Annotated in this window: 11 protein-coding genes; 2 read left to right on the plus strand and 9 right to left on the minus strand. The window is 72.7% G+C overall.

Features of this window, described 5'->3' with window-relative positions; genetic code table 11:
* Positions 1–9 precede the first annotated feature (9 nt).
* The 8 genes from BU197_RS19985 to BU197_RS20020 all read right to left on the minus strand — a co-directional run bounded on the left by BU197_RS19985 (position 10) and on the right by BU197_RS20020 (position 10,589).
* Positions 10–189 (minus strand): hypothetical protein, encoded by a 180-nt coding sequence (locus BU197_RS19985; protein WP_223183255.1) that lies wholly within the window; start codon positions 187–189, stop codon positions 10–12.
* A 62-nt stretch (positions 190–251) separates the two neighbouring features.
* A complete protein-coding gene (gatA, locus tag BU197_RS19990; protein WP_188269647.1) occupies positions 252–1,745 on the minus strand; it encodes an Asp-tRNA(Asn)/Glu-tRNA(Gln) amidotransferase subunit GatA in 1,494 nt (497 codons plus the stop codon).
* A 5-nt stretch (positions 1,746–1,750) separates the two neighbouring features.
* Positions 1,751–2,047 carry an Asp-tRNA(Asn)/Glu-tRNA(Gln) amidotransferase subunit GatC gene (gatC, locus tag BU197_RS19995; protein ID WP_188269648.1) on the minus strand — a complete coding sequence of 99 codons (297 nt, stop codon included), beginning with the start codon at positions 2,045–2,047 and terminating at the stop codon, positions 1,751–1,753.
* 135 nt (positions 2,048–2,182) lie between these two features.
* The gene (locus BU197_RS20000) at positions 2,183–4,327 is read right to left on the minus strand and encodes a bifunctional diguanylate cyclase/phosphodiesterase (protein ID WP_223183238.1); all 2,145 of its coding nucleotides are present in this window, start codon (positions 4,325–4,327) and stop codon (positions 2,183–2,185) included.
* 1,802 nt (positions 4,328–6,129) lie between these two features.
* Complete coding sequence (gene ligA, locus BU197_RS20005; protein ID WP_188269649.1) at positions 6,130–8,310, minus strand: NAD-dependent DNA ligase LigA; 2,181 nt, start codon at positions 8,308–8,310, stop codon at positions 6,130–6,132.
* Between the two features lie 32 nt (positions 8,311–8,342).
* The gene (locus BU197_RS20010; protein ID WP_188269650.1) at positions 8,343–9,341 is read right to left on the minus strand and encodes a methionine synthase; all 999 of its coding nucleotides are present in this window, start codon (positions 9,339–9,341) and stop codon (positions 8,343–8,345) included.
* Positions 9,342–9,343: 2 nt separating this feature from the next.
* The gene (locus tag BU197_RS20015; protein ID WP_188269651.1) at positions 9,344–10,042 is read right to left on the minus strand and encodes an SDR family oxidoreductase; all 699 of its coding nucleotides are present in this window, start codon (positions 10,040–10,042) and stop codon (positions 9,344–9,346) included.
* A gap of 7 nt (positions 10,043–10,049) precedes the next feature.
* A complete protein-coding gene (locus BU197_RS20020; RefSeq protein WP_188269652.1) occupies positions 10,050–10,589 on the minus strand; it encodes a TIGR00730 family Rossman fold protein in 540 nt (179 codons plus the stop codon).
* Between the two features lie 97 nt (positions 10,590–10,686).
* Between BU197_RS20020 and BU197_RS20025 the strand changes: the two genes are divergently transcribed.
* Complete coding sequence (locus tag BU197_RS20025) at positions 10,687–11,481, plus strand: alpha/beta fold hydrolase (protein WP_188269767.1); 795 nt, start codon at positions 10,687–10,689, stop codon at positions 11,479–11,481.
* 269 nt (positions 11,482–11,750) lie between these two features.
* Here BU197_RS20025 and mnmA read toward each other — a convergent pair whose 3' ends face one another.
* Positions 11,751–12,875 carry a tRNA 2-thiouridine(34) synthase MnmA gene (mnmA, locus tag BU197_RS20030; RefSeq protein WP_188269653.1) on the minus strand — a complete coding sequence of 375 codons (1,125 nt, stop codon included), beginning with the start codon at positions 12,873–12,875 and terminating at the stop codon, positions 11,751–11,753.
* 61 nt (positions 12,876–12,936) lie between these two features.
* Between mnmA and BU197_RS20035 the strand changes: the two genes are divergently transcribed.
* Positions 12,937–13,641: an N-acetylmuramoyl-L-alanine amidase gene (locus BU197_RS20035; protein ID WP_188269768.1), complete on the plus strand. Its 705-nt coding sequence runs from the start codon at positions 12,937–12,939 to the stop codon at positions 13,639–13,641.
* Positions 13,642–13,702 lie beyond the last annotated feature (61 nt).

The raw sequence follows: 13,702 nt of genomic DNA on the forward strand, positions 1-13,702 counted from the left end.
ACTTCCCTCTCAGCCCAGCAGGACGTCGTCGTCGCCGAGCCGCTTCAGCTCGCGGTACAGGATGGCGAGGCCGGTCACGATGGCGGCGGCGGACACGACCGCGTCGACGAGCTTCAGCGTGTCGTGCTCGTCGCGGGCCTTCTTGATCTGCTTCGTCACCGCGACGGCACCGAAGGCGGTGGTGCCCATCGACAGGTACGTGCCGGTCTTGGACTTCTTGAAGCCCTTGGCCTTCTGAAGTGCACTGGTACTCACAGCGACGGAGCCTCCTCAAGCAGCGGGTGCCCCCACTTTTCCACGAAGGCGGCCTCGACGGCGGCACCGACCTTGTACAGGCGGTCGTCCTTCATGGCGGGAGCGATGATCTGGAGACCGACCGGAAGACCGTCCTCGGGCGCGAGGCCGCAGGGCAGCGACATGGCCGCGTTGCCCGCCAGGTTGGTCGGGATGGTGCACAGATCCGCGAGGTACATCGCCATCGGGTCGTCGGCGCGCTCGCCGATCGGGAAGGCGGTGGTGGGGGTCGTCGGGGAGACGATCACGTCCACCTCCTCGAAGGCCTTCTCGAACTCGCGGGTGATGAGGGTACGGACCTTCTGGGCCGAGCCGTAGTACGCGTCGTAGTAGCCGGAGCTGAGCGCGTACGTGCCCAGGATGATCCGGCGCTTGACCTCGTCGCCGAAACCGGCCTCGCGGGTCAGGGCCGTGACGTCCTCGGCGGAGCGCGTACCGTCGTCGCCGACCCGCAGGCCGTAGCGCATGGCGTCGAAGCGCGCCAGGTTGGACGAGCACTCGGACGGCGCGATCAGGTAGTACGCCGAAAGGGCCAGGTCGAAGGTCGGGCAGTCCAGTTCGACGACCTCGGCGCCCAGCGACTTCAGCAGCTCGACGGACTCGTCGAAGCGCTGCACGACACCGGCCTGGTAGCCCTCGCCGCGGAACTGCTTGACGACGCCGACGCGCATGCCGGCCACCGAGCCGTTGCGGGCCGCCTCGACGACCGGCGGGACCGGGGCGTCGATGGAGGTCGAGTCGAGCGGGTCGTGCCCGGCGATCGCCTCGTGCAGCAGGGCCGCGTCGAGGACCGTACGGGCGCAGGGCCCGCCCTGGTCGAGCGAGGACGAGAAGGCCACCATGCCGTAGCGGGAAACGCCGCCGTAGGTCGGCTTGACGCCGACGGTGCCGGTGACGGCGGCGGGCTGACGGATCGAACCGCCGGTGTCCGTGCCGATGGCCAGGGGCGCCTCGTACGCGGCGAGGGCGGCGGACGAGCCACCACCGGAGCCGCCCGGGATACGGGTCAGGTCCCAGGGGTTGCCGGTCGGGCCGTAGGCGCTGTTCTCCGTGGAGGAGCCCATCGCGAACTCGTCCATGTTGGTCTTGCCGAGGATGACGACGTCGGCGGCCTTCAGGTTCTTCACCAGGGTCGCGTCGTACGGCGGGAGCCAGCCCTCCAGCATCTTCGAACCCACGGTGGTCGGCATGCCGACGGTGGTGAAGATGTCCTTGAGCGCGAGCGGCACGCCCGCGAGCGGGCCGAGCTTCTCGCCCCGGGCACGCTTCTCGTCCACGGCACGCGCCTGGGCGAGAGCGCCCTCACGGTCGACGTGCAGGAAGGCGTGCACCTTCTCGTCGACGGCCTCGATGCGGGCCAGGTGGGCCTCGGTGACCTCGACGGCGGTCAGGTCGCCCGAGGCGATCCTCCCGGCGATCTCGGCCGCGGTGAGCTTGATGATGTCCGTCATGGCTGTTAGTCCTCCCCCAGGATCTGCGGCACCTTGAAACGCTGCTGCTCCTGGGCCGGGGCGCCGGAGAGCGCCTGCTCGGGGGTGAGCGACGGGCGGACCTCGTCCGCGCGCATGACGTTGGTCAGCGGCAGCGGGTGGGAGGTCGGCGGAACGTCTTGGTCGGCGACCTCGGAGACGCGGGCGACCGCGCCGATGATCACGTCGAGCTGTTCGGCGAAGTGGTCTTGCTCTTCGCCGGACAGCTCCAGACGCGTCAGCCGGGCGAGGTGGGCGACCTCCTCGCGCGTGATGCCAGGCATGCAGCGATCCTCAGGGGTGAGTCTTGTGGGATGTACCGCAATCCTATGGGGCGCGGACCACCACGACGAACACACCCATTCGTCCTCGGGCCGTGGGTCCGAGCCGAGTGCCCGGGACGACCGTGCGGAGGGGGTCTACCCGACCACCCGGCCCGAGGGGTGGTCCAGGTCGATACGGGTCCCGGACTCGGTCCCGGACAGGGGCTGGGTCCCCCCGGGCAGGGGCCGCATCCGGCTCTGGGGCTGGGTCTGAGGCTGCGTCTGGGCCTGCGTCTGGGTCTGGGCCCGGGTCTCGGCGGGGCGGCGCCAGCCGTGCTCGCTCCGGGCGGACAGCCAGGCGGTGGCCTCCCCCGGCGGCATCGCGGCGGCGACCAGCCAGCCCTGGACCGCGTCGCAGCCCAGATCCCGCAGCCGCTCCCAGGTCTCGTCGTCCTCGACTCCCTCGGCGACGACCAGGAGGCCGAGGGAGTGGGCGAGGTCGACGGTGCAGCGGACGATCTCGGCGTCCTCGGTGTCGACGGCGAGCCGGGCGACGAAGGACCGGTCGATCTTCAGCTCGCTGACCGGCAGACGGCGCAGATGCACGAGGGAGGAGTAGCCGGTGCCGAAGTCGTCGAGCGACATCTTGACGCCGTGGCCGGTGAGACCGTTGAGCGTGTCGGCGGCCCGCTGCGGGTCCTCCAGGAGAACGTGCTCGGTTATCTCCAGCTGGAGCGCGCCGGCCGGGACGCCGTGCCGGGCGAGCCGGGCGGCGACGGCGCCCGCGAAGCCGGGGGTGTGCACATCGCGCGGCGACACGTTGACGGCGACCGGCACGACGATGCCCTGGGCGCGCCAGCGGGCGACCTGCGCGAGCGCGGTCTCCAGGACGTACTCGGTGAGGTGCGGCATCAGACCGGAGGACTCGGCGATCGCGATGAACTCGTCCGGGGGGACCTTGCCCCGCTCCGGGTGGACCCAGCGGACGAGCGCTTCGAGACCGGCTACCTGACCGTCGAAACGGACCTTGGGCTGATAGTGCAGTTCGACCTCGCCCGCGTCGAGAGCGCGGCGGAGGTCGCCGAGGAGACCGAGCCGGTCGGGCGTGTTGGAGTCCCGCTTGGACTCGTAGACCTCGACTCCGGTGCGGTCCCGCTTCGCCTGGTACATGGCGACGTCGGCGCGGCGGAGCAGCCCCTCGGCGTCGAGCGCGTGTTCCGGGAAGACGGCGACGCCCGCGCTGGCCTCCAGGACGAGGGTGAGCCCGTCGAGGTTGAGCGGCGAGGACAGCTCGGCGACGAGGTGGCGGGCGACGCGCTGGGCGCTGGTGGTGGAGTCGGTGGCGGGCAGCAGGACGGCGAACTCGTCGCCGCCGAGCCGGGCGGCTTCGGCGCCCCGGGGCAGGGCGAGCCGGATGCGCTCGGCGATCTGGAGCAGAAGCCGGTCGCCCGCGAGGTGGCCGAGCGTGTCATTGACCGAACGGAAACGGTCGAGGTCGATCAGGACGAGGGCGGCGCGGGCGCCTTCGCCTTCGGCCTCCTCCAGGGCGGTCCAGGCCCGCTCCAGGAGCCACTGCCGGTTGGGCAGGCCGGTGAGCGGGTCGCGGAGCTGCTCCTCGGCACGGGCGCGGGCGATCCAGAGGGTGGAGTCGAGGGCGATGAGGGGGACGGCGAAGAGCGGCAGCAGTACGGGGCTGGTGGCGGCGACGACGCAGATCAGCGGGGCGATGCCGAGCAGGGCGACGGCGACGAGACCCTGCCGGAGGAGGGCGGTGCGGGCGAAGGTGGGCAGCCCGGGGCTCTGGGGGGCCAGCGTGTACCAGAGGAAGAGCCGGGTGACCACGAGATACGCGGCGGCGGCGAGGACGATCTCCGGGAGGTCGCCGATGGTCCAGTCGAGGGGCGCCCAGGGCTGTTCGACGGTGGGCACGTCGCCGAAGGAGGCGAGGAGCAGGGCGGCGGTGGCGAGCCCGAGGACGTCGGCGGCGCCGTGCAGCAGGCTCTGGCGCCAGCGGTGTCTGCGGGCGGCGCCGACGAGGGCGAGGACGGTCAGCGAGACGAGCCCTGCGGGCACCCAGCCGTAGAGCAGCAGAACGGCGAGGGTGAGGGCGGCGGCGGAGCCGGTGCCGCCCCACCAGCGGTCCCGGCCGAGGGCGACCAGATGCCCGACGATGAGCCCGGTGAGCACGGCGAGGGACCAGCCGGGGGCGCCACCGGGGAAGAGCCCCTGACCGGCACTCAGGGCCCGCTGGAGCCCGGCGAGAAGCACGAGGGCGGCGAGCGCCGTGAGCGCGGCGGGCAACCGCGAGACGAACCCGAGCCCCCCCGCCGCCACCGAGCCCCCCGGATGCCCGGGAGAACCCTGAAACCCCTGGAACCCCTGGGAAACCTGAAACCCCTGAACGGGCGGGGAAGCCTGCGGAGCCCGGGGGGCTGAAGAAGCTTGGGGGGCCTGGGGGGCTTGGGAGGCCGAAGAAGCCTGGGGGGCCTGGGGGGCCTGGGGGGCCTGGGGGGCCTGGGGGGCCTGGGGGGCCGAAGAAGCCTGGGGAGCCTGTGGGGCTTGGCGGGCTGAGGAAGCCGGAGAAGCCTGAGGGGCTTGGCGGGCGGGGGAAACCTGGGGCACCTGGAAACCCGGGGAGGGCTGGGAGGCGGGGGAAGCCGGGAAACCTGGGGAGGGCTGGGGGCCGAGGGAGGCCGGGAAACCTGGGGAGGGCTGGGGAGCTTGGGATGTCCGGGGGCCCGGGGAAGGCTGAGGAGCTTGGGCGGCGTGGGGGGCTTGAGGCGCCGGGGTGGCGTGGGGGGCCCGGAAGCCGAGGGAGGACTGGGGGGCTTGGGGGGCTTGGGACGCCTGGATGCCCGGGGAAGACTGGGGGTCCTGGGGCTCCTCAAGGCCATGGGAACCCTCCACCGCCTGGAGGCCGTGAGGGTCCTGGCGCCCCTCAAGTCCGTAGGAGCCCTGTGGGCACGGGGAGCCCTGGACCGCCTGGAGCCCGTGGAGGTCTTGGGCGTCCTGGAGGCCCTGAGAAGCCTGAGGTTCTTGGAGACCCAGGAGGCTGAAGAAGCTCTGGGGGCTCTGGGGCTCCTCGCGGCCCTGGTCGCCCTGGCGCCCCTCAAGCCCCTGGGAGCCCTGCGGGCACGGAGAACCCTGGACCGCCTGAAGCCCGTGAAGGTCTCGGGCATCCTGGAGGCCCTGCGGGCTCGGCGAACCTTGGGTGCCCGGGAGGCCCCGGGAAGCCCGAGGAGCCGAGGGAGCCGAGGGAGCCGAGGGGTCTTGAAGGCCCAGGAGGCTGAAGAAGCTCTGGGGCTCCTGGTCCCCCTGCGCTCCCTCAAGGCCTTGGGAGTCCTGCGGGCTCGGCGAACCCTGGGCGCCCGGGAGGCCCCGGGACGCCTGAGGAGCCGAGGGAGCCGAAGGAGCCGAAGGGTCTTGAAGGCCCAGGAGGCTGAAGAAGCTCTGGGGGCTCTGGGGCTCCTGGTCGCCCTGGAGACCCTGAGGCTCCTCAAGGCCATGGGGGCCCTGCGGGCACGGAGAGCCCTGGACGGCCTGGAGCCCGTGGGAGCCCTGGAGGTCCTGGGGACCTTGGAGACCCCGGAAGTCCTGAGGGTCCAGGGGCGCCTGAGGGCCCAACGGTTCCTGAGGGCTCGGGGACGCCGGGGGGCCTGGGGGGCTCGGGGGCGCCGGGGGGCTCGGGGGCGCCGGGGGACCCTGGGGGTCCTGGAAGCCGGAGGGCACGGTGTGCCCGGGTGTCCGTGGCACCGGGGCGGCGCGGTCGGTCGGTTCCATTCCCGTCCCTCTCACAGGCGGCGGTGCCGTCGGTGTGCGATGGGCCGCGGTGAGGCGGCCGTCCGTCGTCCGGCCGGCCGTGGGGAGGGCCGCCGACGGGCGGTGGCCGATCCTGGTGGCACGGGGCCGATGTCCAGGCACCACGGACGGCGGAGCCCTCGCATGGCCGTGCGGACGGACGCACGGTCACCAGACTAGGCCGCCGAGGGCTCCGACGGGCAGCGCTCTCCCTCTCTTGCCCGAATGCGGCCGGGCCACCCGTAACGATCTGATATGCGTCGGACGGGTGGCCTTCGTCGGCCTCGCGGGGCCCCTGGCGGGCGCTACTCGGGGACGGGCTGCGCGGCCTCCCGAGCCGCCTCGGGCCCTTGTTCGAGCAGAATCGTGAACCCGTTCTCGTCCAGAACCGGAACCTTCAGCTGCATCGCCTTGTCGTACTTCGAACCAGGGTTTTCACCGACCACTACAAAGGCGGTCTTCTTCGAAACGGAACCGGTCACCTTCGCTCCCAGGCCCTGGAGCGATTCTTTTGCGCCATCCCTGGTGAAGTTCTCCAGAGTGCCGGTCACCACGACCGTGAGCCCCTCCAGCGGACGCGGGCCCTCGTCCTCCCCGGCGCCCTCGTCCTCCAGGGCGATTCCGGCGGCCCGCCACTTGCGCACGATCTCGCGGTGCCACTCCTCGGCGAACCACTGCTTCACCGCCGCCGCGATGATCCCGCCGACCCCGTCGACGGCCGCAAGCTCCTCCTCGCTCGCCTGCTCGATCCGGTCCAGGGAGCGGAACTCGCGGGCCAGCGCCTCGGCGGCGACCGGTCCCACATGCCGGATGGAGAGCCCGTTGAGGAAGCGGGCGAGCGGGCGCTTCTTGGCGTCCTCGATGTTCTTCAGCATCGCCAGGGCGTTCTTCTTCGGCTCGCCCTTCTGGTTGGCGAAGACCGTGACGATCTTCTCCTCGCCGGTCTTCGGGTCCCGCTTGGGCAGCCCGCTGTCCGGGTCGAGGACGTACGCCTTGATCGGCAGCAGCTGCTCGATCGTCAGGTCGAAGAGGTCGCCCTCGTCGGCCAGCGGCGGCTCGGCGGGCTCCAGCGGGCGGGTCAGCGCCGCCGCCGCCACCGCGCCGAAGTTCTCGATGTCCAGGCACTGCCGTCCGGCGAGGAAGAACAGCCGCTCCCGCAGCTGCGCCGGGCACGTCCGGCCGTTCGGGCAGCGGAGGTCGATGTCGCCCTCCTTCATCGCCTGGAGCCGCGCCCCGCACTCCGGGCACAGCTCCGGCATCACGAACTCGCGCTCGCTGCCGTCCCGCAGGTCGGCGACCGGCCCGAGGATCTCCGGGATGACGTCACCCGCCTTGCGCAGCACGACCGTGTCGCCGATCAGCACGCCCTTGGCCTTGACCACCTCCTGGTTGTGGAGGGTGGCGAACTCGACCTCGGAACCGGCCACGGTCACCGGCTCCACCTGCGCGTACGGGGTGACCCGCCCGGTCCTGCCGACGCCGACCTTGATGTCGATCAGCTTGGTGTTGACCTCCTCCGGCGCGTACTTCCAGGCGATCGCCCAGCGCGGGGCGCGCGCGGTGGAGCCGAGGCGTCCCTGGAGCGGGATCTCGTCGAGCTTCACGACGACGCCGTCGATCTCGTGCTCCACGGAGTGCCGGTTCTCGCCGAAGTAGGCGATGAACTCCCGCACCTCGTCGAGCGTGCCGACCACCTTGTTGTGCCGGGCGGTGGGCAGTCCCCAGCCGCGCAGCAGCTCGTACGCGTGCGAGAGGCAGTCGATGGCGAAGCCCTCGCGGGCGCCGATGCCGTGCACCACCATGCGCAGCGGGCGGGTGGCGGTGACCTTGGGGTCCTTCTGGCGGAGCGAGCCCGCCGCCGCGTTGCGCGGATTGGCGAAGGGCTTGTCACCCGCCTCGACCAGACGCGCGTTGAGCCCCTCGAAGGCTTCCATCGGGAAGTAGACCTCGCCGCGGATCTCCACCAGATCCGGCACCCGGTCGCCGTGCAGCCGCTCCGGGATGTCGGCGATCGTCCGGACGTTGGGCGTGATGTCCTCGCCGGTGCGTCCGTCGCCCCGGGTCGCCGCCCGGGTCAGCCGCCCGTGCTCGTACGTGAGGTTGACCGCGAGCCCGTCGACCTTCAGCTCGCACAGATAGTGGAAGTCGGGCGTGCCGACGTCCCGGGCGACCCGCTCGGCCCAGGTCGCCAGCTCCTCGTCGTCGAAGGCGTTGTCCAGGGAGAGCATCCGCTCCCGGTGCTCTACGGCGGTGAACTCCGTCTCGTACTGCCCGGCGACCTTCTGGGTCGGCGAATCGGGCGTGCGCAGCTCCGGGTACTCCTCCTCCAGCGCCTCCAGGGCGCGCAGGAGCCGGTCGAACTCGCCGTCGCTGATGACGGGCTGGTCCTTCACGTAGTACCGGAAGCGGTGCTCCTCGACCTGCTCGGCCAGCTCGGCGTGCTTCTCCCGTGCCTCGGCGGGCAGGGCCCCCTGTTCGACTGTCACCTTCGTCCGTCCTCCCGTACTTCTGAACCCGGTCACTCTGGGTTGTCCGCGAGCGATCTCGCCGCCCGGACGCAATGGGCGAGGGCCGCCCGCGCGTAGGCCGGCGAAGCGCCCGCGAGCCCGCAGGCGGGCGTGACGACCACGGACTCGGCGAGAGTCCCCGGATTCAGCCCCAGCCTGCGCCACAGCGTCCTGACACCCATGACGCTACCGCCCGGGTCCGACAACGGGCTGTCGGTGGACGGCACCACACCGGCGAAGAGCGTGGTCCCGGCCTCGACGGCCTCCCCGATCGTCTCCTCGTCACGTTCGGTGAGGAGGCTGAAATCGAACGACACGCCGGTGGCTCCGGCCCGGCGCAGCAGGGCGAACGGCACGTCGGGGGCGCAGGAGTGGACGACGACCGGCCCGTCGTGGACCGCGAGGACCTCGCGCAGGGTGCCCTCGACGAGCTGCCGGTCCACCGCCCGGTGGGTGCGGTAGCCGCTCGCCGTACGGATCTGCCCGCGCAGTACGGCGGTGAGCGAGGGTTCGTCGAGCTGGAGGACGAGCCGGGCTCCGGGGACGCGCCGGCGCAGCTCCGCGAGGTGGGCGCGGAGCCCTTCGGCGAGGGAGCCCGCCAGGTCCCGGCAGGCGCCCGGGTCGCCGAGTGCGGCCTCGCCGCCGCGCAGTTCCAGGGCGGCGGCGAGCGTCCAGGGGCCGACCGCCTGCACCTTGAGCGGGCCTTCGTAGCCCTGGGTGAACTCCTCCAGGGCGTCGAGGTCCTCGCCGAGCCAGGAGCGGGCCCGCTTGGTGTCGCGGCCGGGCCGGTCGCCGATCCGCCAGCCGGACGGCTCCACGCGCGCGTAGAGGTCGACGAGCATTCCGGTGGTGCGGCCGATCATGTCGGCGCCGGGTCCCCGGGCGGGCAGTTCGGCGAGGAAGGGGAAGTCCTCGAAGGAGCCGGTGACGGTCTTCGCCGCCTCGCGGGCATCGCCGCCGGGCAGGGAACCGACGCCGGTGGCGGGCCCCCACGGGTTCGTGTCGCTCACGTCTACCGCCCCGGGCGGACGGTGAGGTCGTTGATCTCCGCGTCGCGCGGGAGGTCGATCGCCGTGAGGATCGCCGTGGCGATCGACTCGGGGTCGATCCACTTCGCGGAGTCGTACTCCCTGCCCTCCTGGGCGTGGATCTTCGCCTGCATGGGGCTGGCGGTGCGGCCCGGGTAGACGGAGGTGACCCGGACGCCGTGGGCGTGCTCCTCGTGCCGCAGGGCGTCCGCGAGGGCCTTGAGGCCGTGCTTGGAGGCGGCGTACGCGCCCCACTCGGCGTGCGCGTTGAGCCCGGCGCCGGAGTTCACGAAGACGACGTGGCCCTGGGAGAGACGCAGCTGCGGCAGGAAGTGCCGGGTCAGCTCGGCGGGGGCCACCAGGTTGACGTTGAGCTGGCGGTGCCAGGTCTTCGGGGTGAGGTCGCCGACCGCGCCGAGGTCGACGACGCCCGCGATGTGCAGCAGGCTGTCCACCCGGTCGGGCAGGCTCTGGTGCGAGAACGCCCAGGAGAGCCGGTCCGGGTCGGCGAGGTCCCCGACGAGCGTGTGCGCGCCGGGGAACCCGGCGGCGAGTTCCCTGGCGCGCCCCGCGTCGCGCGCGTGCAGGACGAGCTGGTCCCCGCGCGCGTGGAGGCGGCGCGCGACGGCCGCGCCGATGCCGGAACCGGCTCCGGTGATCACATGTGTAGCCATGGGAGTCATCGTCCCATCAGCGGAGCCCAGAGCCCTCCTCCAGGTAGGCGAGGGCCGCCGGGCCGTCCTCCGCGAAGAAGACCAGGTCCGTGAGGGGTATGGGGAGGAAGCCCTCGTCCTCCATGCGCCGGAACTGTGCCTTGAGGCCGTCGTAGAAGCCGTCCGTGTTGAGCAGGACGACGGGCTTGCGGTGCTTGCCGTGCTTCTTCAGTTCCAGGATCTCGGTGGCCTCGTCGAGGGTGCCGGTGCCGCCGACCATGATCACGACGGCGTCGGACTTGGCGAGCAGGAGGGCCTTGCGCTCGGCGAGGTCCCCGGCGACGACCATCTCGTCGGCTCCCGGGCGCGCCTTGTGGGCGAGGAAGTCGACGGAGACGCCGACGAGCCGGCCGCCCGTCTCCGCCACGCCGTCCGCGACGACCTTCATCAGACCGGTGTCGGAGCCGCCCCAGACCAGGGTGTGCCCTCCCTTGCCGAGGAGCCGGGCGAAGTCCCGGGCGGGGGCCGTGTAGCGCTCGTCGAGATCGGCGGCGGAGAGGAAGACACAGATGTTCATGGCTTCACCGTATGCCCTGACCAGCCGGTCCCAAGATTTTCCGGGAATTCCCGCCGGACGGCGATGAGTTCCGGTGAGCCGCCCGGTCTCCCCTCCCATGGACGAGCTGAGCAAGACGCCGAAGAGGTTCCGGGGCCGGGTGGTGTCACGGGACGGCACACCGATCGCGTACGAGAGGCAGGGGGACGGGCCGCCGGTCGTCCTGGTGAGCGGGGCCCTGGGCACCGCCGCCGGTGAACGGCCGCTCGCCGGGCTCCTCGCCCGGGGGTTCTCCGTCGTGGCGTACGACCGCAGGGGGCGCGGCGACAGCGGCGCCGGGGCCGGTCCGTACGCGGTGGAGCGGGAGATCGAGGATCTGGCGGCGGTCCTCGGGGACGCGGGGCCCTGGCCGGCGCTGCACGGGGTGGGGACGGGCGGTGTGCTCGCCCTCGCGGCGGTCGCCGCCGGGCTGCCCGTCGGAACGGTGTCGGTGTTCGAGCCGCCGTTCCACCCGGCGGCGGCCGAGCGGCTCGCCGGTGCGGCGGAGCTGGCGGTGCGGGGGCGGAACGAGGAGGCCGTGGCGCTGTTCCTGGCGGACTCGCCGTTACCCGCCGCCGCCGCCCGGCCCGGTCCGGCCGGACTCGCGCCGACTCTCGCGTACGACCTCGCCGTGCTGGGCGGAGGGACGGTACCGGAGCGTCTGTACGGGGGGGTCCACGCGCGCGTGCTGGTGGTCGACGGGGGCGCGAGCCCGGCGGGCACCCGCCGGGCGGCCCGCGCGCTGACGACGGCACTCCCCCGGGCCCGGCACCGCACCCTCACCGGGCAGACCCACGAGGTGGCCCCGCACGTCCTGGCCCCGGTCCTGGCGGCCTTCCTCGACGAGGAGCGGGAGTTCGCGGGGGCGGTGTGAGCGGTGCGGGTACCGGACGGTGGCCGGTGGGGCCACCGCCGGACGCGTGCCGCGTGCCGCGCGGCGCGCGGACGGGACCGGGCGGACGGGACCGGGCGCGAGTGACGGGCACTGCGAGTGCCTGCCCCGCGCGGGACGAGACCGGCGCAAGTGACGGGCACTGCGAGTGTCCGCCCCCTCCCGGCGGACGGGCTCGGCGCGGGTGACGGCCTCCGGGGAAGCCGTCGGGCAGCCGTCGTCCAGGGACCGGTCCGGTCGGTTCAGTCGGTTCAGACCGTCGCCGTCGCCGTACGGCGGACCGTCGACGCGATCGTCGCCGAGCCGACCACGCGGGTGCCGTCGTACAGGACGATCGCCTGGCCGGGGGCCACGCCTCGGACGGGCTCGTCGAAGGAGACCTTCAGCTCGCCGTCCTCCATCGCCGCGCTCACCGGTGTCTCGCCGCCGTGGGCGCGCAGCTGGGCCGTGTAGCGGCCGGGACCGGCGGGGGCGGTGCCGCACCAGCGGGGCTTGATCGCGGTCAGTGCCGTGACGTCGAGCGCTTCGGCCGGGCCGACGGTCACCGTGTTGTCCACCGGGGAGATGTCGAGGACGTAGCGGGGCTTGCCGTCGGCGGCCGGGTGGCCGATCCGCAGGCCCTTGCGCTGGCCGATCGTGAAGCCGTACGCGCCCTCGTGGGTGCCGATCGTGGTGCCCGCCTCGTCGACGATGTCGCCCTCGGCGCGGCCGAGCCGGGCCGCCAGGAAGCCCTGGGTGTCGCCGTCGGCGATGAAGCAGATGTCGTGGCTGTCGGGCTTCTTCGCGACCGCGAGCCCGCGCCGCTCGGCCTCCGCCCGGATCTCGTCCTTGGTGGTGAGCGTGTCGCCCAGCGGGAACATCGCGTGCGCGAGCTGCTTCTCGTCGAGGACGCCGAGCACGTACGACTGGTCCTTGGCCATGTCGGAGGCGCGGTGCAGCTCGCGGGTGCCGTCCTCGTTCAGGACGACGGTGGCGTAGTGGCCGGTGCAGACCGCGTCGAAGCCGAGGGCCAGGGCCTTGTCGAGGAGCGCCGCGAACTTGATCTTCTCGTTGCAGCGCAGGCACGGGTTGGGCGTGCGGCCCGCCTCGTACTCGGCGACGAAGTCCTCGACGACGTCCTCGCGGAACCGTTCGGCGAGGTCCCACACGTAGAACGGGATGCCGATGACGTCGGCCGCCCGGCGCGCGTCACGCGAGTCCTCGATCGTGCAACAGCCCCGCGCGCCCGTACGGAAGGACTGCGGGTTCGCGGAGAGGGCGAGGTGCACACCGGTCACGTCGTGGCCGGCTTCGGCGGCGCGGGCGGCGGCGACGGCGGAGTCCACTCCGCCCGACATGGCGGCGAGGACACGGAGGGGGCGCGGAGTCTGAGTCATAACCCCTCCAGGGTACGGGGCGGCGGGAACCGGGATCGCGGTGGTGAGCGTTCTGGATGGCATGGGGAGCAAGACGAACGAGGGTTCGACCGGTTCGAACCGGCGGGTGGGGCGGCGAGCGGTGCTGCTCGGGGGCGGGGCCGCCGTGCTCGGCGCGGGGGTGCTGGCCCGGGAAGGGCTGGCGGACGCCTGGCGGGGGCTGCCGGGCATGCGGCGCAAACGGGTCGAGGGCGAGATCGACCACGCGGGCGCCGAGTGGACCTCGGCGGCGCGGGCGAACTGGCGGTGGGCCGACCGGCCGGACGACTACGCGATCGACCGGGTCGTGATCCATGTCGTGCAGGGCAGCTACGCGGCAGCGCTGCGGGTCTTCCAGAACCCGGGGCACGGGGCCGCCGCGCACTACGTCGTCCGCAAGGACGGGCACGTGGCGCAGATGATCCGGGAGCTGGACGTCGCCTTCCACGCGGGCAACCGGGCCATGAACGAGCGGAGCATCGGCATCGAGCACGAGGGCTGGGTCCATCGGCCGCAGGACTTCACTCCGGCGATGTACGCGGGGTCGGCGGCGTTGACGGCCGACATCTGCGCGCGCTACCGGATACCCGTGGACCGCGAGCACATCATCGGACATGTGGAGGTCCAGGGCACCGACCACACCGATCCCGGGCCGCACTGGGACTGGGACCGCTACATGAAGCTGGTCCGGGAGGCGACCGCCGCCGCCGCCCGGAAACCCGCCGACGGCTCCCCGACGCCCGCCTGAACCCCGCCGTATCGCCCGGCCAGAACCCTCGGTGCCGCTCGGCCGGAACCAGCCGTATCGC

Origin of the sequence: Streptomyces sp. CBMA291, assembly GCF_014596525.1 — a bacterium.
In the GTDB taxonomy this organism is placed as follows: domain Bacteria; phylum Actinomycetota; class Actinomycetes; order Streptomycetales; family Streptomycetaceae; genus Streptomyces.